Below are 19,148 nucleotides of genomic sequence, written 5' to 3'. Positions count from 1 at the left end.
GCGGCAGCCGTTAAGAGAATGTTCAGAAATCCGGGGCAACCATGAATCTACGGTACAGGCTGGAGAGCCGATGACCGTGACCAGTGATGCGGGGGGCCGCGTGCCCCTCGTATCCGCCCGTCTCATGCCGCCTCCATCCCGGCGCGGAGGCCTTCGCGCACGCGGTGGGCGATGTCGATGAAGTCGCGGCTGTCGCGGATGTCGAGCGGTCGCTCCTTCGGAAGCGGACTGTCGATCACGTCGCTGATGCGGCCCGGGCGGGGGGACATCACGACGATCTTCGTGGACAGATACACCGCCTCGGGGATCGAGTGGGTGACGAACAGCATCGTCTTGCCGGTCCGCGCCCAGAGCGACAGCAGCTCCTCGTTCAGCCGGTCGCGCACGATCTCGTCCAGCGCGCCGAACGGTTCGTCCATCAACAACAGGTCCGCATCGAAGCTGAGCGCCCGTGCGATCGACGCCCGCTGCTGCATGCCACCGGAGAGCTGCCAGGGATACTTGTTCTCGAACCCGTCCAGGTCGACCAGGGCCAGCGTATCGCGCACACGGCGCTTTTTTTCCTCCTCGGAAAAGCCCATGATCTCGAGCGGCAGGCGGATGTTTCCACCGATGGTCCGCCAGGGATAAAGCCCCGCCGCCTGGAACACGTAGCCGTAGGCCCGCGCGCGGCGGGCGGCGTCGGGGTCCAGCCCGTTGACCGACAAGCTGCCGCCCGTGGGCGTCTCCAACCCGGCGACACAGCGCAGGAACGTGGTCTTGCCGCAGCCCGACGGGCCGATGAAACTGACGAACTCCCCCCGCTCGACCGCGAGGTTCACGTCCTTCAGCGCGTGAACCGGTCCGTCATTGGTGTGAAAGGTCAGGTTCAGCGCCTTGGCTTCGACCACGGATCCGGCCGGCGCGCGACCCTGGGCCGTTGCCTGCATCACACCCCGCTCGCCGGGATGCCCGAGCGTTCCACCGGCCGCGGCGCGGTGATCTGCTTCCACGACGACAGCGCCTTGTTGACCTCGCCCAGGGGCGCGCGTTTGACGAATTCGCCGTGGCCTTCCTGGCCCAGCATCTTGCCGGTGTCGAACATCACGCGGCCCTTCGACAGGGTATAGCGCGGCAGGCCCTTCACCTTCTTGCCCTCGAACACGTTGTAGTCGATGGCCGACTGCTGCGCGCCCGCGGTGATCGTCTTCTCGGCCTCGGGATCCCAGACGACGATGTCGGCGTCGCTGCCAACGCGGATCGCGCCCTTGCGGGGATAGCAGTTGAGGATCTTCGCGATGTTGGCCGACGTGATCGCCACGAACTCGTTCGGGGTCAGCCGCCCGGTGCCCACCCCGTGGGTCCAGAGCATCGGCATCCGGTCCTCGAGCCCGCCGGTCCCATTCGGGATCTTGGTGAAATCGCCGATGCCGGTGCGCTTCTGATCGGTGGTGAATGCGCAATGGTCGGTGGCCACGACCGACAGCGACCCCGCCTGCAGCCCGGCCCACAGGCTGTCCTGGTGCTGCTTGTTGCGGAAGGGCGGCGACATCACCCGGCGCGCGGCGTGGTCCCAGTCCTGGTTGAAGTATTCGGACTCGTCCAGCGTCAGGTGCTGGATCAGCGGCTCGCCCCAGACGCGCTTGCCCTGCTGGCGCGCGCGGCGGATGGCCTCGTGGCTGTCCTCGCACGAGGTGTGCACGACGTAGAGCGGCACGCCCGCCATGTCGGCGATCATGATCGCGCGGTTCGTCGCCTCGCCCTCGACCTGGGGCGGACGGGAATAGGCATGGCCCTCGGGGCCGTTATTGCCCTCGGCCAGCAGCTTGGCCGACAGATCCGCCACCACGTCGCCGTTCTCGGCGTGGACCATGGCGATGGCGCCGAGTTCCGCCAACCGCTGGAACGAGGCGTACATCTCGTCATCCTGCACCATCAGCGCGCCCTTGTAGGCCATGAAGTGCTTGAAGGTGTTGATGCCGCGCTCCTTCACGACGGTCTCCATCTCGTCGAAGACCTGCTCGCCCCACCACGTCACGGCCATGTGGAAGGAATAGTCGCAATGCGCGCGCGTCGACTTGTTGTCCCACATCTTCAGCGCGTCGAGCAGCCCTTGGCCGGGGCTGGGCAGCGCGAAGTCGACGACCATCGTCGTGCCGCCAGCCAGCGCCGCGCGGGTGCCGGACTCGAAATCATCGGCGGAATAGGTGCCCATGAACGGCATCTCGAGATGGGTATGCGGGTCGATCCCGCCGGGCATGACGTAGCAGCCCGTGGCGTCGATTTCCTCGTCGCCGGTCAGCCCTTCGCCGATCTCGATGATCTTGCCGCCGTCGACCAGGACGTCCGCCTTGTAGGTCAGATCGTGGGTGACGATGGTGCCGTTCTTGATGACTTTGGTCATTGGCATTCTCCCTGTTTGTTGAGGGCGCGACGCGTGGGGGCGGTTGCGCCTACGCCTCGACCACGGCCGTCTCGACCACCGCGTGCAGCAGCACGTCGGCGCCGGCCTTGGCCCAGTCCTTGGTGATTTCCTCGGCCTCGTTGTGGCTCAGCCCGTCGACGCAGGGGCACATGACCATCGCGGTGGGGGCCACGCGGTTGATCCAGCAGGCATCGTGGCCCGCGCCCGAGACGATGTCGCGGTGCGAATAGCCCAGCCGCTCGGCCGCGTCGCGGACCGCCTTCACGCAGCCCTCGTCGAAGGTCACGGGGTCGAAATGGCCGGCGGTCTCGATCTCGAAGCCCAGGCCCAGGTCCTCGGCGATCTTCGGGCCTTCCTCTTCCAGCCGCGCCTTCATGCCGTCGAGCTTGGCCTGGTCGGGCGAGCGGAAATCCACGGTGAAGACCACCTTGCCGGGGATCACGTTGCGTGAGTTCGGGTAGACGTCGATATGGCCCGCCGCGCCCACGGCGTCGGGCTGCGCCTCCATCGCGATCTCGTGCACGCGCTCGAGGATGCGCGCCATGCCGAGCCCGGCGTTCTTGCGCATGTTCATGGGGGTCGAGCCGGTGTGGCTGTCCTTGCCGGTCAGCGTGATCTGGAGCCACCACAGGCCCTGCCCGTGCGTGACCACGCCGATATCCTTGCCCTCGGCTTCGAGAATCGGGCCCTGCTCGATATGCAGCTCGAAGAAGGCGTGCATCTTGCGGGCGCCGACCTCTTCCGCGCCCTTCCAGCCGATCCGCTCCAGCTCGTCGCCGAAGCTCAGGCCCTTGGCGTCGGTCCTCGCATAGGCCCAGTCCTGCTCGTGGATGCCGGCGAAGACGCCCGAGCTGAGCATGGCGGGCGCGAAGCGGGTGCCCTCCTCGTTGGTGAAGTTCGTCACCACGATCGGATGTTTCGTCTTCACGCCCAGATCATTGAGGCTGCGGATGATCTCGAGTCCGCCCAGCACGCCCAGCACGCCGTCGTACTTGCCACCGGTGGGCTGGGTGTCGAGGTGGCTGCCCACGTAGACCGGCAGCGCGTCGGGGTCCGTCCCCTCGCGCCGCGCGAACATGTTGCCCATCTGGTCGAGGCCCATGGTACAGCCCGCATCCTCGCACCAGGCCTGGAACAGCGCGCGGCCCCGCGCATCGTCATCGGTCAGCGTCTGGCGGTTGTTGCCGCCCGCGACGCCGGGTCCGATCTTCGCCATGTCCATCAAGCTGTCCCACAGCCGGTCGCCGTTAATGCGCATGTTTTCACCGGGGGCGGCTGGGGGCATGGGGCGTCCTCGCAATGATTTGACCAATCGGTAAAATGCACGCTAACAGAGGTTCGGAACCAGTCAAGGATCGCGACCATGCAGGCGGCAATTGCTCAAAAAACCGGCGGAATGCGCCCGCGACGCACGAAGCTTGGCCGTCCCGCAAATGCCTGAGACGCGCATCCAGTCCCGCAACCGGGCCGCCATTCTCGACGCCGGGCTCGAGGTATTCTCGCGCTATGGCTTCCGCGGCGCAACACTGGACCAGATCGCCGGCGAGGCGGGCCTGTCGAAGCCCAACCTGCTCTATTATTTCCAGTCGAAAGAGGCGATCCACCGCGCGCTTCTGTTGCAGCTGATGGATGCTTGGCTCGAGCCGCTGCGCGACATCGATCCGGCGGGCGAGCCTCTGGACGAGATGCTGGACTACGTTCGGCGCAAGCTGGCGCTGAGCCGCGACTACCCGCGCGAAAGCCGGCTGTTCGCGAACGAGATCCTGTCTGGCGCGCCGCATATCGACGACACGCTGGCCAGCACCCTGCGCGACCTCGTCGACGGCGCCGCCGCGCTGATCGCCGACTGGGTGGCCGAGGGGCGGCTGGCGCAGGTGGACCCGCATCACACCATCATGTCGGTCTGGGCACTGACCCAGCACTACGCCGATTTCGATGTGCAGGTGCGCGCGGTGCTCGATACCGACGACCCGCTGCGGGGGGCCGAGGCACACCTGACGAAGCTCTTCGACCGCCTGCTGCGGCCGGGCGCCTAGTCGGCGGCGCGGACGAGGATCGCGCGAAAGTCGTTCACGTTGGTGCCGGTGGGACCGGGCACGAACAGCGCATCCACAGCTTCGAACGCACCCCAGGCATCGTTGCGCCCCAACGCGCCGCCCGGATCGACACCAGCCGCACGCAAGGCCGCCGCCGTGTCGCCGGTCGCGAAGGCGCCAGCGTTGTCTTCGGACCCGTCGATACCATCGGTATCGGCGGCCAGCGCGGCGATGCCCGGCAGCCCGTCGATGGCCCGCGCGAAGGACAACAGGAACTCGGTGTTGCGCCCTCCGCGCCCCCCCTTGCCGCGCAGGCTGACCGTGGTCTCGCCCCCCGACAGGATCACGACCGGCGCGGAGAAGGGCCGCCCGCGCATGGCCACCTCGCGCGCGATGGCGGCGTGAACCTGGCCAACGTCCCGCGCCTCGCCCTCGATCGCGTCCGACAGGATTACGGCGTCGTAGCCCGCTTCGCGCGCCCGCGCCGCCGCGGCCTCGAGCGAGATGCTGGCCGAGGCGACCACGTGGACCTCGTTTCCCGCGAACACGTCGTCGCCCGGCGCGGGCGCGCGGGCAGCGTCGGTTTCCAGGTGGCCGCGGATGATCTCGGGCAGGTCGATCCCGTAGCTTTCGATCAGCGCGCGGGTCTCTTCCAGCGTGACAGCCGACGGTACCGTGGGCCCCGACGCGACCTCGGCCGGATCATCGCCCGGCACGTCCGACACGACCAGTGATACGACCCGCGCCGGATGCGCGGCGGCGGCGAGGCGTCCGCCCTTGATCCGGCTGGCGTGCTTGCGGATGGCGTTCATCACGCCGATGGGCGCGCCCGAGGCCAGAAGCGCCTCGTTCAGCGCGCGTTCATCGTCGAGATCCATCCCCTCGGGCGGCAGCGGCAGAAGGGCCGATCCCCCGCCGCAGATGAGCGCGACCACCAGGTCGTCCGGGCCAAGCCCCGACACCGCGTCCATCAGCGCCCGTGATGCCTCGAGCCCGGCCGCGTCGGGCACGGGGTGCGACGCCTCCATCACCCGGATACGGCCTGCGTCGGTCGCGTAGCCATAACGCGTGACGACGACGCCGGTCAGGTCCCCCTCCCACGCCGCGTCGAACGCCGCGGCCAGCTGCGCCGCGCCCTTGCCGCAGCCCACCACGACCGTGCGCCCCTTGGGCGGCGCGGGCATGGCGCGCGCGATGGCGCGAGCGGGGTCCGCCGCGGCGACGGCCGCGTCGAACAGGTCCGTCAGCAGACGGCGGTCGGCGTCATCCACCCGTCACTCCGCCGCTTGCGCCGCGGGGTTGTTCGGGTGCGTCGTCCAGTTGGCATAGTCGCCCACGGTCTTGCCTGTGCGCGGGTCGACGGCGCCCTTGGGCAGCTCTTCCATGGTGATGCAGTTCTCGACCGGGCACACATCCACGCACAGGTTGCAGGCCACGCATTCCTCGTCGATCACGGTGAAGGTCCGGTCCGGCGACATGGCGATGGCCTGGTGGGACGTGTCCTCGCAGGCGGCGAAGCAGCGGCCGCACTTGATGCAGTCGTCCTGGCTGATCCGCGCCTTGGTGACGTAGTTCAGGTTCAGGTACTGCCAGTCGGTGACGTTGGGCACCGCGCGCCCCACGACCTCGGCGACCGAGGCGTAGCCCTTTTCGTCCATCCAGGCCGACAGGCCCGCCTTCATCTCTTCCACGATGCGGAAGCCATAGGTCATGGCGGCGGTGCAGACCTGCACGTTGCCCGCGCCGAGGCTCATGAACTCGGCCGCGTCGCGCCAGGTGGTGATCCCGCCGATGCCGCTGATCGGAAGGCCGTGGGTTTCGGGATCACGGGCGATCTCGGCCACCATGTTCATGGCGATGGGCTTCACCGCCGGGCCGCAATAGCCGCCATGGCTGCCCTTGCCGTCGATGGACGGCTCGGGCGACATGGTGTCGAGATTGACCGAGGTGATCGAGTTGATCGTGTTGATCAGGCTCACCGCGTCCGCACCGCCGTTCTTCGCCGCCTGGGCGGGCTTGCGGATGTCGGTGATGTTGGGGGTCAGCTTCACGATCACGGGGCGGTCGTAATACTGCTTGCACCAGCGGGTGACCATTTCGATGTATTCGGGCACCTGCCCCACCGCGCTGCCCATGCCGCGTTCGGCCATGCCGTGGGGGCAGCCGAAGTTCAGCTCGATCCCGTCGGCGCCCGTTTCCATTACCCGCGGCAGGATCGCCTTCCAGGCGCTTTCCTCGCAGGGCACCATGATCGACGCGATCAGCGCGCGGTCGGGATAGTCCGACTTCACCCGCGCCATTTCCTCGAGGTTCACCTCGAGCGGGCGGTCGGTGATGAGCTCGATGTTGTTCAGTCCCAGAAGCCTGCGGTCCGCGCCCCAGATCGCGCCGTAGCGCGGGCCGTTCACGTTGACCACGGGCGGGCCCTCGGCGCCCAGCGTCTTCCACACGACGCCGCCCCAGCCGGCCTCGAAGGCGCGGCGGACGTTGTATTCCTTGTCGGTGGGCGGGGCCGAGGCCAGCCAGAAGGGGTTGGGGCTCTTGATGCCCACGAAATCGGTCGTCAGATCAGCCATGTCAGGCCCTCCCGTTCATCAATTCAGGACGCGCCCCGGGATCCGGCCGCGCAGTATCACGCCCCGGTCTGGTGGTCCGGGCAGAAATAGGACGTGCGCCCGCCCACCTTCGTTTTCGCGATGGCGCCGTCGCAGATCCCGCAATCGGCACCCTCGTCACGGCGGTGGATCAGCCAGTCGGCGGGCAGTTTCGAATAGACGGCATCTGTATCGACGACGGCCTTCAGCGTGTCGCCGACGACGCCATGCAGCTTCCCGATCCGGCCTGCCTCCAGGTCGCAGGCCCGCGCGTCGGGCAGGATTCCGGCGCGGTAGAGCGACTCGTCCGCCCAGAGGTTGCCGACGCCGGCCAGCTTGGATTGCGCCAGCAGCGCGGACTTCACGGCCCCGCGCGTGCCGCCGATCACGTCGGCGAACGCGTTGTCGCCGATGGTCAGCGCATCTGGGCCAAGCCCGCGTTCGGCCACGTAATCCTCGACATCCTCGACCACGACGATCTCGCCGAACTTGCGCGGATCGCGGAAGGTCAGGCGGGTGCCGCCCTCGAACGCAACCGTCAGCCGGATGTAGTCGGCGTCGACCTCGTCCGCGTCCATGACGCGGATCGATCCGGCCATGCCAAGGTGGATCATCATCCACGGCCCGCCCTGCGTGCCCGCGAAGATGAACTTGCCGTGCCGCGTGGCGGTGGAGAATTGCGTGCCCGTGAACCGGTCCAGCGCCGCGCGGTCGGGCAGGTCCATATGCGTGATGTCGTCGCCGTAGGTCACCGCTTCGATCGTGCGGTTGAGCGCGCCGCGTTCGATCCGGCGGCGCGCGGCCTCGACCTCGGGAAGTTCAGGCACGCGCCGCTTCGCCGATCACGGCGCCGGTTTCGGGCGCGGCGACGCCCATGAGCGTCGCGTGGATATCCTCGGCCGCATCGCGCCCCTCGGCCACCGCCACGACGGTCAGGTCGTCGCCCGGCGTGCAGTCGCCGCCCGCCCAGACGCCTTCGACCGAGGTGCGGCCGGCGCCGGTCACGGCGATCTTGCGGCCGTCGAGCGCGAGGCCCTCGAAGGTCAGCGTCTGGCCGATGGCCTTGAACACCTGGTCGGCGGGCAGGCGCAGCGTCTCGCCCGTGCCCTTGAGGCCCGATCCGTCGTCGGCGGTGTATTCCAACTCGATCTCGGCGGCCGCGCCGTTGCCATGGATCGCCACCGGCTGCGCGTTGCAGATGATGCGCACGCCCTTCGACGTGGCCAGGTCCTGCTCGAATTCCGAGGCGCCCATGCGGTCCTTGCCGCGACGATAGGCGATGGTCACGTTCTCGGCGCCCAGCAGCTTGGACTGCACGGAGGCGTCCACCGCCGTCATGCCGCCGCCGATCACGACCACGTTGCGGCCCACGGGCAGCTTGGTCAAGTCGTCGGCCTGGCGCAGCGCGGCGATGAAGCCCACCGCGTCCTGCACACCGTCGCGCTCGGCCCCCGGCGCGTCGAGGTCGTTCACCCCGCCAAGGCCCACGCCCACGAAGACGGCGTCGAACTCGGCCTTCAAACCGTCCAGCGTGATGTCGCGGCCCAGCGCGTGGCCGGGCTTCAGCTCGATCCCGCCGATCTGGCACAGCCAGTCGACTTCGCGCGCGGCGAAATCGTCGGTGGACTTGTAGGCGGCGATCCCGAACTCGTTAAGCCCGCCGGGCTTGTCCTTGGCATCGTAAAGCACGATATCATGGCCGCGCATGGCCAGCCGGTGCGCGCAGGCCAAGCCCGCAGGCCCCGCGCCGACCACCGCCACGCGCTTGCCCGTCGCGGGCGCACGGTCGAAGGGGTGGCCCTGCCGCGCCATCACGCTGTCGGTGGCGTGGCGCTGAAGCCGGCCGATCTGCACCGGCTTGCCCTCGGCCGCCTCGCGCACGCAGGCGCCTTCGCACAGGTCCTCGGTCGGGCAGACCCGCGCGCACATGCCACCAAGAATGTTCTGGTTCAGGATGGTGCGCCCCGCGCTTTCGGGCTGGCCGTTGGCGATCTGGCGGATGAACAGCGGGATGTCGATCTCGGTCGGGCACGCGGTGACGCAGGGCGCGTCGTAGCAGAAATAGCACCGGTCGGCGGCGACGCGCGCCTCGTGCATGTCCAGCGGCGCGTGCAGGTCGGCGAAGTTCTCGGCGATCTCGTCGGCGGACAGGCGGCCTGCGGCGATACCGGGGGTCAGGGGGTTGGACATGCGCGCTCCTCAACGGCTGGTTCGGGATCGAGCTTTGCACGAAAAAATTTTTTATCAAACGGTAAATTTTGGGCAGGATGTGAACGGCCCCTTCGCTAGCCCCGCCCCCGCCGCAGCATCGTCGTCGCGTGCACGGCGCCGGCCCCCAGCTCGAACGCGGCGGCCCGGCCGCGCGCGAACGGTTCGTCGTGCGAGGGCACCGGCGTCAACGGCAGGTGGGCGGGATCACGGGCGAGCAGGGCCCGCGCGGCCAGCGTGCCGAACGCGGTTCCGGGCCCGATGCCCCGGCCGGAGTAGCCGAACACGGCCAGCGCGTCCTGCCCGAACGCCACGATCTTCGGAACGTGGTCGCCGGTCATCGCGATGCGCCCCGACCACGCATGGGCGAAGGGCAGGTGGGCCGCCTCGGGGAACAGCGCGGCGAGCTTGCGGCGCGCCCAGGCCCGGTGAATGCGTCCGCCGGGCAGAGACAGGTCGCCGATACCGCCGAGGATCAGCCGGCCCGCTCCGTCCACCCGGAAACTGCTCATCACCCGCGCGGTGTCCCAGCAGCCCTCGCCCCCGGGCAGGATCCGTTCCCGCAAGTCCCCGGGCAGCGGGTCGGTGGCGAATTGCGAGTAGCCCACCGTGACGAAGCGCGGGCGCACCGGCCCGCTCAGGTCTCGGTGATAGGCGTTGGTGGCCAGAAGGACCGCCCGCGCGGTGACGGTGTGTCCGCCAACCTCGAGCCGCCAATCCTCCCCATGGCGGATGATGCGGCGCACCGGGCTTTGCACGTGGATCTTCGCCCCGGCGGCGGCCGCTGCGCGCGCCAGGCCGCGGGCGTAGGCCAGCGGCTGGATCGTGCCCGCCCGCGGATCGAACAGCGCCCCGGCAAGGCCGGTCGCGCCGGTGCGCCGGGCGGTCTCGTCCGAATCCAGCAGCCGCAGCGGGGCCCCTAGACGGTTTCCTTGCGCCAGCCGGTCGCGCAGGCCGTTCAATGCCCCGGGCGCGTGGGCGCAATGAAGCGTCCCCGCCCGCAGCGCCGCGCAGTCGATGCCGTGGCGGTCGATCAGGTCGAACACCCGGTCCGGCGCGCCCGCCAGCAGGTCGACCAGCCGTCCGGCCTCCTCCGCGCCGATGGCCTGGGCGATGGCGTCGGGCGGCAGCCAGAGCCCCGCGTTCACCAGCCCCACGTTGCGGCCCGATCCGCCGTCGCCGATCTCGCCCGCCTCGAACAGGGCGACCGATGCGCCCTGCCCCGCGGCCTCGAGCGCGGCGGAACAGCCGGTGAAACCGCCGCCGATCACCGCCAGGTCGACGCGCATATCGGTTTGCAACGACGTGCCCGGCGCGGGTTCGGCGCTGCTGTCGTGCCAGAGAGTGTCGGGCGGCATGGCGGGCTCCGGGGCTGCGACCGTTTGCGGCTGGCGGGCCGCGTGGTCCGGGATAGATCAGTGCCAGACCACAGGAGACCCTATGTCCGAGGATTTCAACGGCAATACCGGGCGCGCCGTGCCCGCCGACCGGCTATCGCGCCTGTTCGGCATGGGCCGCATGTCCGGTGGCATGGCGGGCCGGGCGCTGGCCTCGGGCGCGGGACAGGTGGCGCGCGGGCGGCGCCCCCGGCTGAACGACCTGTTGATGACGCCCGCGAACGCCAAGGCCCTGACGGACGAGCTGTCGCGCATGCGCGGCGCGGCGATGAAGGTGGGGCAGCTCATCTCGATGGAGACGGCGGACCTGCTGCCGCCCGAGCTGGCCGCGATCTTCGCCCGGCTGCGCGCCGACGCGGACCCGATGCCGCCGAAACAGCTACGCCGGGTGCTGGAGGAAAATTGGGGGTCAGACTGGCAGAAGCGGTTCCGCCGTTTCGACGTACGGCCCATCGCGGCGGCCAGCATCGGGCAGGTGCACCGCGCGCAGACGAAAGACGGGCGCGACCTGGCGATCAAGGTGCAGTATCCCGGCGTGCGCGGCTCCATCGACAGCGACGTGCGCAATATCGGCGGGCTCATGCGGATGCCGGGCGTGGTGCCGCGACAGATGGATCTCTCGGGGCTGCTGGACGACGCGCGACGGCAGCTGCACGAAGAGGCGGATTACATCCGCGAGGCCGAGGCGCTGGAGCGGATCCACGGGCTGCTGGGCGACGATCCGGAGTTCGTCGTGCCCCGTTTGCAACCGGACCTGTCCACGCGCGACATCCTGGCGATGGACTACATCGAAAGCCAGCCGCTCGACGCGGTCGAGACGGGACCGCAGGAGACGCGCGACACGATCGCCGCGCGACTGATCGCGCTGGTTCTGCGCGAACTGTTCGACCTCGGCTACATGCAGACCGATCCGAACTTCGCCAATTACCGCTGGCAGCCCGACACCGGCCGGATCGTGCTGCTCGATTTCGGGGCGACGCGGGCGCTGTCGCCCGCGTTGGTCGCCGCGTACCGCGCGCTGATGGAGGCCGGTTTCGCCCGCGACCGTGCCGCCGAGAGCACGGCCATGCAGGCGGTGGGCATCTTCGGCGCGGATGATCCCACGCGCCACCGCGAGACCATCCTCGACATGTTCGAGACGGCATTGGAGCCGGTGCTGAGCGACCGGCCCCACGATTTCGCCGGTTCGGACCTGCTGGGCCGGCTGCGGCGCAAGGGCATGTCCATCGGCGCCGAGCGCGATTTCTGGCACGTGCCGCCCACCGAAACCCTGTTCGTGCAGCGCAAGGTGGCCGGCACCTACCTGCTGGCCGCGCGGCTGGGGGCCAACGTGGCCCTTCGGCCGATCGTCGAGCGGTTCCGCCAGGCGCAGGACCGGCGGGCCGGGAAGCCGCCCCTTTAGGTATTTCTGGAAAGATGAAGCGGGTCGGAGCCCTAGAGCCCGTCGCGCGCGATCATCCGGGCCAGGTCGTCGATGACCCGGGCCTTGGCGGCGGCGATGGCCGTGGCATTGGCCGCGGCGTAGGGCGCCGACAGATCGAAGCGGCGCGCGGTGTCGCGGCGGGTACCGTCGGGCGAGGCCACGAAATACTGCCCCGCGATGCGGAACTGGCCGTCCGCGCCCGCCAGCGCGCGCGAAAAGCGCACCTCGACCCGGGCAGCGGGCGGCTCGTAGAACGGCCAGGGCTCGGCCGCGACGCGGGCGCGGGTCAGCCGGGCCAGGCCCAGCGCGAGTCCCTCGGTGAAGGCCCGCTCGGGGTCGTCCGCCCAAAGCAGGTTGTCGTCGCTGACCAGCGCGCCGGTCTCGTCCTCGACGAAGATCACCTCCTGGCTGGCGTAGGTGGGCAGCGACACGTCGCGCACCTCGACCGATCCCGAAGACACCGCGATGCGGTCGGTCTCGGGCACAGGCGGCAGCTCGTAGCGCAGCGGCGTGCCACCGCAGGCGGCGAGCGTCAGGACGAGGGCAAGGGCGATACGGGTCATGTCAGCGTCCAAACAGCAGCGAGTTGGGGGAACGTTCGATCTGGCGGGCGAGCGAGTCGATGGACTGGGCCGCTTCCTGCACTTCGCGCAGGGTGGCGCGGGCCTGCGAGCCCAGCTGGCCATTGGCCTCGTAGCCCTGCAGAACCTCGCCCGACTGCACCAGCAGGCGCGACGTGGTGGTCAGCAGCGCGGGCAGCTGGTCGGCGGCGCGGCGGATCGCGTCGGCGGCCTGCTCGGCCGAGGCCATGGTCTGGTTCGCGTTCTCGATCAGCCCGCCGTCCTGGATGGTGATCAGCACGCGCTGCACCTCGTTCAGGGCATCGGCCAGGGCGCCCGGCAGCCGCTGGGTATCGTCGCTGGACACCAGCGTGTTGGCCGAGGCGACCAGCTCGGACACCTGCGCCGAAAGCTCCTGCACCGGGATGGTCGCCGCCTCGGAGGACAGCGTTTCCAGGTCCTCGGCGATGCGGTTGGCCCGGTCGATCAGCTCAGGCGTCTGGTCCGTGGCGTTGGCGACCGAGGTGGCGGCGCGTTGCGCCTCGGTCAGGACCTCCTGCAATTGCAGGGTCAGGTCGGTGACCGATGTCTCGGCGGTGGCGAGCGTCCGGGTGGCCTGTTCGAGCAGCCCCGACTCCTCGATCTGGGCCAGCGTGTCGCGCAGGACGAACAGCGTGTCGTTCACCTCGCCCGGGAGCGCCTGCACCTCGGCGCCGGCGACCAGCGTGTCGATCCGGCCCACCAGGCTTTCGGCATTGGCGACCACGTCGCCCAGGGGCATCTCGTTCACGCTGCGCACCAGGGCCGCCACCTCGGCGGCCGCGGTGTCGGCCGTGGACAGGACCTGCGGCAGGTCGGCGGTGGCCTCGGTCACGGCCGCGGCCGCACGCTCGGCCTCGGCCAGCGCGGACTGCAGATCGGCGGTCAGGTCGGTGAGCGCACCCTCGGCGGTGGCCAGGGTCTGGGTCGCCTGGGGCAGAAGCCCGCTTTCCTCGACCTGGGTGAGCGTGTCGCGCAGGACGGCGAGCGTATCGTTCACCTCGCCCGGCAGCGCCTGCACCTCGGCGCCCGCGATCAGTGTATCGATCCGCGCGATCAGGTCGTTCACGTTGTTCACCGCCACGTCCAGCGGCAGCTCGTTCACCGACACCACCAGGGACTGGACCTCCTGCGCGACGCCATCCGCGCTCTGGACCAGTTGCGGGAAATCGGCGGTCGCGACCACGACCGCGTCGGCGGCTTCCTCGGCCGCGGCCAGCGCCTCGGTCAGTTGCTCGACCGCGCCGGCGGCCTGAAGCTCGGCCACGACACCACGCAGGTCGGTGGCGGTCTCGTTCAGGGTGAGCATCAGCTCGTTCGCCTGGTTCGGGATCGACTGGATCCCCTCCGACGAGATCAGCCCCCGCACGGCGGCCAGGATGCGCAGGATCTCGTCCGGGGTTTCCTGCACGCCATCCTCGTTCACGAGCCGGGTGACCGACGACATGAGGGAATTGGCGTTGTCCAGAAGCTCTTCGATGGGCAGCGCGTTGATCCGGTTGAACACGCCCTGCGCCGTGTCGGTGAAATCCGACAGGTCGGGCGCGATCGACGGAATCTGCGGATAGGGCTCGGCATCGAAGTCGAGCTCGGCGTCGGTCAGCGACTGGGTTTCGACCAGCGCGATCTGCAAACCGCCCAGGATCGAGGCCGATTGCAGCTGCGCCCGCAGCCCGCGCGCCACGGCGAAATCGAAGAAGTCGTAGACGTCGTCCTCGGTCGCGCCGCCTTCCAACCCCAGCTTGCCGGGCCGGATCTCGATCGTCGTCAGCAGCCGGATGTCGCGGTCGCCGAACCGCGCCTCGTCCACGAGGCCCGTCAGCGCGGTGACCGAGCCGACGACGATGCCGCCGAAATCCACGTCCGCGCCCTGCTCCAGCCCCGGCACGCTTTCCTCGAACACGATGGACAGGTTCACCGGCTCGCCGTCCGAACTGTCGGAAAAGACCGAGCTGCGGGCGGTTTCCTCGTCGCCGAACAGGCGGAAGACCGTATCGTCGGTCACCGGCTCGCCGCCCGAGACGGGCGTGTCGAAGCTGATCCCGCCCGAGACCAGCGAAGCGAGGGAGGACACGCTCAGCTGCGCGCCCTGCGCGCCGAAACTGAAGGTGAAGCCCGAGGTGTCCCAGAACCGCGTGGCGGTCGAGATCAGGCGTGACTGCGGCGCCTGCACGAACGCATCGGCGATGACCGACGCGCCATCCTCGCTCAGACGCAGGTTGGCGATCTGACCCACCGCGATGCCGCGGTAGTAGATCTCGGTGCCCTCCGACAGGCCCTCGACCGACTGGCCCCGCAGCTGGAACGACACGCCCTCGCGGCCGTAAGGCGCCAGCGGCGCCTGCGGACGGCCATCGAAGCGGGACTGCGGCGCGCCGATATCGCTGTCCCAGCTGGCCTCGATGTAGACACCGCTCAGAACGGTATCGAGCCCCGACACACCACGCGCCGAGACCTCGGGCTTGACCACCCAGAACTCGGCATCCTCGTCCAGGTACGCGGCGATTTCCTTGTCCATGCGGATCTGGGCCACAACCTGTTGCAGGTCCTCGGTGAAATCCAGCGCCTCGACCACGCCCACCGCCACGTCGCGATAGCGCACTTCGGTCTCGTCCGTGCTGATGCCCGATGCATCCTCGAAGACGACCTCGATCAGGGGGCCCCGGTCGTTGACGTTCTGCCAGACCACCAGCAGCGACACGATCAATGCCAGGATCGGCACCAGCCAGACGATGGAGACACGGTTCAGGATCGACCGCTTCGCGCGACGCATTTCGGGCTCGGCCGCGCCCGGCGACCCGGGTGAATTGCTGTCACTCATCTGGCGCGGGGATCCTCGTCGGTGTCCCAGATCATCCGGGCGTCGAAACTCTGGGCGGCCAGCATCGTGAAGATCACCGACAGCGCGAAGGTGAAGGCGGCAGGGCCGGGATTGATGGCTGCCGCTACATTTAGCTGTACCAAGGCCGACAGAATGGCAACAACGAAGACGTCTATCATGGACCAGCGGCCGATGAATTCGACGAATTCATACAACTTGTGGCGGCGATGCGGCTCCATCGTCAGGGGCTTGGCGACCGAGTAGGCCAGCCAGCCGATGGCGATGAACTTGCCGACCGGGATCATCACCGACGCGATGAAAATGATGAGCGCGATGCCCACCGCGCCGTGCAGCGCAAGGTCCAGCGCGCCCTCGACGATGGTCGACTCGGTCTCGGTGAACAGCACGCGCGTGCGCAGCATCGGGTAGAGGTTGGCGGGGATGTAGCAGATGATGCCCACCGTCAGCCACGCCCAGACCCGCTGGAGCGATCGGTAGTCGCGCGACCTTAAGTCGCTGCCGCACCGGCCGCAGACATCGGTGCCGGCGGGCCAGACGCGGGTGCAGCGGGTGCAGGCGACCAGCCCCGCGCGCCGGGCGCTTACGAGCTTTTCTTGTCTTCCAGCGTCTTCCATATGGTCCATCTGCACATCGATCCGTCCTGCAGCACGATCACCACCACCAGCGCCGCGAACATGAAGAAGGCCGGTCCGTAATCCACGCGGGCAAGGTCGCTGACCTTCACCAGCGCCACGGCGACCCCGATGACGAAGATCTCTGCCATGGACCACGGGCGCAGGTCCTCGGACCAGCGGAACGCGGCGCGGGCACCGGGCCACGGCTTGCGCCCGAAGGCCAGCGGCCCCAGCACGTAGATCACCAGCGCGGCCCGCAGCACCGGGATCAGCACGATCAGCGCGGCGGTGGCGAAGGACAGCGCCACCATCCAGCCGCCATCCGTGAAGGCCAGGGCCGAGTCGAAAACCGACGCCGCGTTGGAAAAGCCCTGCGCGTCGATCGACAGGAACGGAAAGAAGGTCGCGCCCAGCATCAGGATCATCACCGTCAGGGCCAGCGCGATGACCCGGAGGAACGCCCCTTCCTTCGGCGCGATCAGCACGTGGTGGCACCGCGAGCAGGTCACCCGCTCGCCCGTTTCGGGCATGCGTGCGTGGTAGAGCGCGTCACAGACCGGGCAGGCGATCAGCTCGTCCAGGTCATCGGTCCGGTGGTGCGGCATGGGTCAACGGGTCCAGTCGGGCGAATGGCAGCATATTGGCTGCCAGTTCCGGACGTTATAACCGGCACCTGCCGAAAGGCCACCCGCGCAGCGATCACCATCCTGCGCGGGTGGCCGTCGCTCAAAGGGCGACTTCGTCCTGTTCGACGACGGCAATGTCGCCGAGACCCAGCCGCTGCGCCACACCTTGCAGCACCAGCGTCGCGCCCGAGCCCAGGTCGATCTCGACGCCGGCCTCGGTCAGGCGCTGGGCGTCGATATAGGTTTCCAGGCTGTTCTCGGCCTCGGCGCCGGGCGGGAAGAACAGCAGCAGGAAATCCTCGCCCAGGGTAAAGTCGGTGACCGTGATCTGCGCGCCGGGCGCCACATCCTCGCCGCTTTCGGCCATGGCGAAGACATCCAGGCCCAGGCCGCCTGTACCGGTGTCACCGCCTTGCAGAAGCAGCAGGTCATCGCCGCGTCCGCCCTGAAGGGTGTCGGGGGCCATGTCCTCGACGAACTCGGACCCGCCGCCCTGGTCCAGCGGCAAGGCAAGGTCGCCGCCGTAAAGGTAGTCGTCGCCCTGCGCGCCGTTGATGAAGTCGGCGCCGGCACCGCCGACCAGCAGGTCTCCGTCGGTCGACCCGGTGATGCGGTCGTCGCCTGCATCGCCGTTCGCGGCGAAGAACTCCCCTTCGATCCCGGCGATGGTGTCGTCGCCCGGGCCGCCGGTGATGTAGTCGAAGGGCGGATTGGGGACGATCAGGTCACCGTTTTCATCGGTGCCGAACGGGGCTTCGGGCGGCGTCGGCGCGCCCGGGACCAGCAGGTCGTTGCCCTGTCCCCCGTCGATCCGGTCCCAGCCCTCGCCGCCGTCGATCCGGTCGTTGCCCGGTCCGCCGAAAAGCCTGTCGTCGCCGGGGCCGCCCTCGACCGTGTCGGCCCCCGCATCCGCGTCGATGCGGTCATTGCCGTCGAGCCCGAGCAGCAAGTCATTCCCCGCGCCCCCCTGGAGGGTATCCGCACCGTTCGTGCCCTCCAGCTCCAGGTCCGCATCCCGCGGCTCCGAATCATCATCGTCGTCGAAAATCGCAAAACCCAGCACCGCCAGCAGCCCGGCGGCGAAAACGAAGCCAATCATTTCAGAAATCCCCCACGGATCAACGACTTATCCTAGCGGGCAAGTCTCGATCCACGTCAAGAAAATTCGGCGTCGGACTCGGAAACGCTAGGCGCCGGTTTGGCAACAATAGCCATGTCGGCGCTGTCGGCCCCGCGGCGCGCTCCGGGCGGCGGCCGAAACCAAGGACTTGCCCACCGGGAAAACTCTGCCATCCTTAAGGGTATCGGGGCGCGCCAGAAGGCGGGCCCCCTGAAAAAGAAGTAAGCGAAACAGGGAGACACCATGTCCTATCTCAGAACAGCTGCCATCGCCGCCCTGACCGTCGGCCTGGCCGGCCCCGTGGCCGCGCAGGAAGAGACGTTCATCACCATCGGCACCGGCGGTGTGACCGGCGTCTACTATCCCACCGGCGGCGCGATCTGCCGGCTGGTGAACCGCGGCCGCGCCGACCACGGCATCCGCTGCTCGGTCGAATCGACCGGCGGTTCGGTCTTCAACGTGAACGCCATCCGCCAGGGCGAACTGGAATTCGGCGTCGCCCAGTCGGACGTGCAGAGCCAGAGCTATAACGGCGAAGGCCAGTTCGAAGAGGCCTTCGAGGGCCTGCGCGCGGTGTTCTCGGTCCACCCCGAGCCCTTTACCGTCGTCGCCCGTGCCGGCGCCGGCATCGAGACCTTCGACGACCTGGAAGGCAAGCGCGTCAACATCGGCAACCCCGGCTCGGGCCAGCGCGCGCTGATGGAGCGCTTGATGGCCGAGAAGGGCTGGACGACCGACGACTTCGCTCTCGCCTCCGAGCTCCAGGCCGCCGAGCAGAGCCAGGCGCTGTGCGATAACAACATCGACGCGATGGTCTACTCGGTCGGCCACCCGTCCGGCTCGATCCAGGAAGCCACCACCGCTTGTGACTCGGTCCTGGTCGAAGTGTCCGGCCCCGAGGTCGAGAAGCTGGTCGAGGAAAACGGCTACTACCGCGTGGCCACCATCCCCGGCGGCATGTATCGCGGCAATGACGAGGACACGCAAACCTTCGGCGTCGGCGCGACCTTCGTCACCTCGGACGCGGTCAGCGAAGACGTGGTCTACGAGGTCGTGAAGGCGGTGTTCGAGAACATCGACCAGTTCCGCAGCCTGCACCCGGCTTTCGCCAACCTCGAGCCCCAGCAGATGGCCAATGACGGCCTGTCGGCGCCCATCCACCCGGGTGCCGCGCGCTACTACGAGGAAGCCGGTCTGGCCGAGTAAGGCGCGCCGCGACCTTCGACACTTCCTGCAAGGGGGCGACTTCGGTCGCCCCCTTTCGCGTTCCGGAGAGGCGCCCAAT

Annotated in this window: 16 protein-coding genes; 3 read left to right on the top strand and 13 right to left on the bottom strand. The window is 68.8% G+C overall.

Annotated features, from left to right (window positions below; all coding sequences use genetic code 11):
• Nucleotides 1–122 precede the first annotated feature (122 nt).
• Genes BUB76_RS07125 through BUB76_RS07115 form a run of 3 tightly spaced genes read right to left on the bottom strand, consistent with a single transcriptional unit; the run spans nt 123 to nt 3,689 of the window.
• A complete protein-coding gene (locus BUB76_RS07125) occupies nt 123–929 on the bottom strand; it encodes an ABC transporter ATP-binding protein (RefSeq protein ID WP_073128057.1) in 807 nt (268 codons plus the stop codon).
• Complete coding sequence (gene hydA / locus BUB76_RS07120) at nt 929–2,383, bottom strand: dihydropyrimidinase (protein ID WP_073128056.1); 1,455 nt, start codon at nt 2,381–2,383, stop codon at nt 929–931. The genes BUB76_RS07125 and hydA overlap by 1 nt, the downstream gene beginning before the upstream one ends.
• A 49-nt stretch (nt 2,384–2,432) precedes the next feature.
• Entirely contained in the window at nt 2,433–3,689 is a 1,257-nt protein-coding gene (locus tag BUB76_RS07115; RefSeq protein WP_073128055.1) for a Zn-dependent hydrolase, read from the bottom strand.
• A 148-nt stretch (nt 3,690–3,837) separates the two neighbouring features.
• Here BUB76_RS07115 and BUB76_RS07110 point away from each other — a divergent pair, with 148 nt between their 5' ends.
• Nucleotides 3,838–4,440, top strand: a complete 603-nt coding sequence (locus BUB76_RS07110; protein ID WP_073128054.1) for a TetR family transcriptional regulator C-terminal domain-containing protein — start codon at nt 3,838–3,840, stop codon at nt 4,438–4,440.
• Here the strand turns inward: BUB76_RS07110 and BUB76_RS07105 are convergent.
• From BUB76_RS07105 to BUB76_RS07085, 5 genes are all read right to left on the bottom strand, one after another.
• Nucleotides 4,437–5,711 carry a glycerate kinase type-2 family protein gene (locus BUB76_RS07105; protein WP_073128053.1) on the bottom strand — a complete coding sequence of 425 codons (1,275 nt, stop codon included), beginning with the start codon at nt 5,709–5,711 and terminating at the stop codon, nt 4,437–4,439. The two genes, BUB76_RS07110 and BUB76_RS07105, sit on opposite strands and share 4 nt — an antisense overlap.
• Before the next feature lie 3 nt (nt 5,712–5,714).
• Nucleotides 5,715–7,016 (bottom strand): NAD-dependent dihydropyrimidine dehydrogenase subunit PreA, encoded by a 1,302-nt coding sequence (gene preA / locus BUB76_RS07100; protein ID WP_073128052.1) that lies wholly within the window; start codon nt 7,014–7,016, stop codon nt 5,715–5,717.
• Nucleotides 7,017–7,072: 56 nt separating this feature from the next.
• Nucleotides 7,073–7,861 carry an Fpg/Nei family DNA glycosylase gene (locus tag BUB76_RS07095; RefSeq protein WP_073128051.1) on the bottom strand — a complete coding sequence of 263 codons (789 nt, stop codon included), beginning with the start codon at nt 7,859–7,861 and terminating at the stop codon, nt 7,073–7,075.
• Complete coding sequence (locus tag BUB76_RS07090) at nt 7,854–9,224, bottom strand: NAD(P)-dependent oxidoreductase (RefSeq protein ID WP_073128050.1); 1,371 nt, start codon at nt 9,222–9,224, stop codon at nt 7,854–7,856. Before BUB76_RS07090 ends, BUB76_RS07095 begins: the two co-directional genes overlap by 8 nt.
• Nucleotides 9,225–9,319: 95 nt before the next feature.
• Nucleotides 9,320–10,600, bottom strand: coding sequence for an NAD(P)/FAD-dependent oxidoreductase (locus BUB76_RS07085; RefSeq protein WP_073128049.1), 1,281 nt, complete (start codon nt 10,598–10,600; stop codon nt 9,320–9,322).
• 82 nt (nt 10,601–10,682) lie between these two features.
• Between BUB76_RS07085 and BUB76_RS07080 the strand changes: the two genes are divergently transcribed.
• Complete coding sequence (locus BUB76_RS07080) at nt 10,683–12,041, top strand: ABC1 kinase family protein (RefSeq protein ID WP_073128048.1); 1,359 nt, start codon at nt 10,683–10,685, stop codon at nt 12,039–12,041.
• A gap of 32 nt (nt 12,042–12,073) precedes the next feature.
• On the opposite strand, the gene BUB76_RS07075 is transcribed toward BUB76_RS07080, so the two are convergent.
• The 5 genes from BUB76_RS07075 to BUB76_RS07055 all read right to left on the bottom strand — a co-directional run bounded on the left by BUB76_RS07075 (nt 12,074) and on the right by BUB76_RS07055 (nt 17,842).
• Nucleotides 12,074–12,625 carry a PqiC family protein gene (locus tag BUB76_RS07075; RefSeq protein WP_073128047.1) on the bottom strand — a complete coding sequence of 184 codons (552 nt, stop codon included), beginning with the start codon at nt 12,623–12,625 and terminating at the stop codon, nt 12,074–12,076.
• A gap of 1 nt (nt 12,626) precedes the next feature.
• On the bottom strand, nt 12,627–15,482 hold the full coding sequence (locus tag BUB76_RS07070) for a PqiB family protein (RefSeq protein ID WP_073128046.1): 2,856 nt from the start codon (nt 15,480–15,482) through the stop codon (nt 12,627–12,629).
• Entirely contained in the window at nt 15,479–16,117 is a 639-nt protein-coding gene (locus tag BUB76_RS07065) for a paraquat-inducible protein A (RefSeq protein WP_073128045.1), read from the bottom strand. Before BUB76_RS07065 ends, BUB76_RS07070 begins: the two co-directional genes overlap by 4 nt.
• A complete protein-coding gene (locus tag BUB76_RS07060; protein ID WP_073128044.1) occupies nt 16,084–16,722 on the bottom strand; it encodes a paraquat-inducible protein A in 639 nt (212 codons plus the stop codon). The genes BUB76_RS07065 and BUB76_RS07060 overlap by 34 nt, the downstream gene beginning before the upstream one ends.
• Before the next feature lie 121 nt (nt 16,723–16,843).
• Nucleotides 16,844–17,842, bottom strand: a complete 999-nt coding sequence (locus BUB76_RS07055) for a calcium-binding protein (protein WP_073128043.1) — start codon at nt 17,840–17,842, stop codon at nt 16,844–16,846.
• 264 nt (nt 17,843–18,106) lie between these two features.
• On the opposite strand from BUB76_RS07055, the gene BUB76_RS07050 reads away from it, so the two are divergent.
• Complete coding sequence (locus tag BUB76_RS07050; RefSeq protein ID WP_073128042.1) at nt 18,107–19,069, top strand: TAXI family TRAP transporter solute-binding subunit; 963 nt, start codon at nt 18,107–18,109, stop codon at nt 19,067–19,069.
• Nucleotides 19,070–19,148 lie beyond the last annotated feature (79 nt).

The sequence above is a fragment of the Palleronia salina genome (assembly GCF_900141995.1).
GTDB classification, from domain to species: Bacteria; Pseudomonadota; Alphaproteobacteria; order Rhodobacterales; family Rhodobacteraceae; genus Palleronia; species Palleronia salina.
The sequence above is the reverse complement of the archived record's forward strand: the minus strand, read 5'-3'. Positions and strand labels throughout refer to the sequence as shown.

Excerpts from the sequence above, each read along its gene's own strand:
- BUB76_RS07125 (WP_073128057.1), bottom strand. The coding sequence starts at position 929 with ATGCAGGCAACGGCCCAGGGTCGCGCGCCGGCCGGATCCGTGGTCGAA.
- hydA (WP_073128056.1), bottom strand. The coding sequence starts at position 2,383 with ATGACCAAAGTCATCAAGAACGGCACCATCGTCACCCACGATCTGACC.
- BUB76_RS07115 (WP_073128055.1), bottom strand. The coding sequence starts at position 3,689 with ATGCCCCCAGCCGCCCCCGGTGAAAACATGCGCATTAACGGCGACCGG.
- BUB76_RS07110 (WP_073128054.1), top strand. The coding sequence starts at position 3,838 with ATGCCTGAGACGCGCATCCAGTCCCGCAACCGGGCCGCCATTCTCGAC.
- preA (WP_073128052.1), bottom strand. The coding sequence starts at position 7,016 with ATGGCTGATCTGACGACCGATTTCGTGGGCATCAAGAGCCCCAACCCC.
- BUB76_RS07090 (WP_073128050.1), bottom strand. The coding sequence starts at position 9,224 with ATGTCCAACCCCCTGACCCCCGGTATCGCCGCAGGCCGCCTGTCCGCC.
- BUB76_RS07085 (WP_073128049.1), bottom strand. The coding sequence starts at position 10,600 with ATGCCGCCCGACACTCTCTGGCACGACAGCAGCGCCGAACCCGCGCCG.
- BUB76_RS07080 (WP_073128048.1), top strand. The coding sequence starts at position 10,683 with ATGTCCGAGGATTTCAACGGCAATACCGGGCGCGCCGTGCCCGCCGAC.
- BUB76_RS07075 (WP_073128047.1), bottom strand. The coding sequence starts at position 12,625 with ATGACCCGTATCGCCCTTGCCCTCGTCCTGACGCTCGCCGCCTGCGGT.
- BUB76_RS07070 (WP_073128046.1), bottom strand. The coding sequence starts at position 15,482 with ATGAGTGACAGCAATTCACCCGGGTCGCCGGGCGCGGCCGAGCCCGAA.
- BUB76_RS07065 (WP_073128045.1), bottom strand. The coding sequence starts at position 16,117 with ATGGAAGACGCTGGAAGACAAGAAAAGCTCGTAAGCGCCCGGCGCGCG.
- BUB76_RS07060 (WP_073128044.1), bottom strand. The coding sequence starts at position 16,722 with ATGCCGCACCACCGGACCGATGACCTGGACGAGCTGATCGCCTGCCCG.
- BUB76_RS07055 (WP_073128043.1), bottom strand. The coding sequence starts at position 17,842 with ATGATTGGCTTCGTTTTCGCCGCCGGGCTGCTGGCGGTGCTGGGTTTT.
- BUB76_RS07050 (WP_073128042.1), top strand. The coding sequence starts at position 18,107 with ATGTCCTATCTCAGAACAGCTGCCATCGCCGCCCTGACCGTCGGCCTG.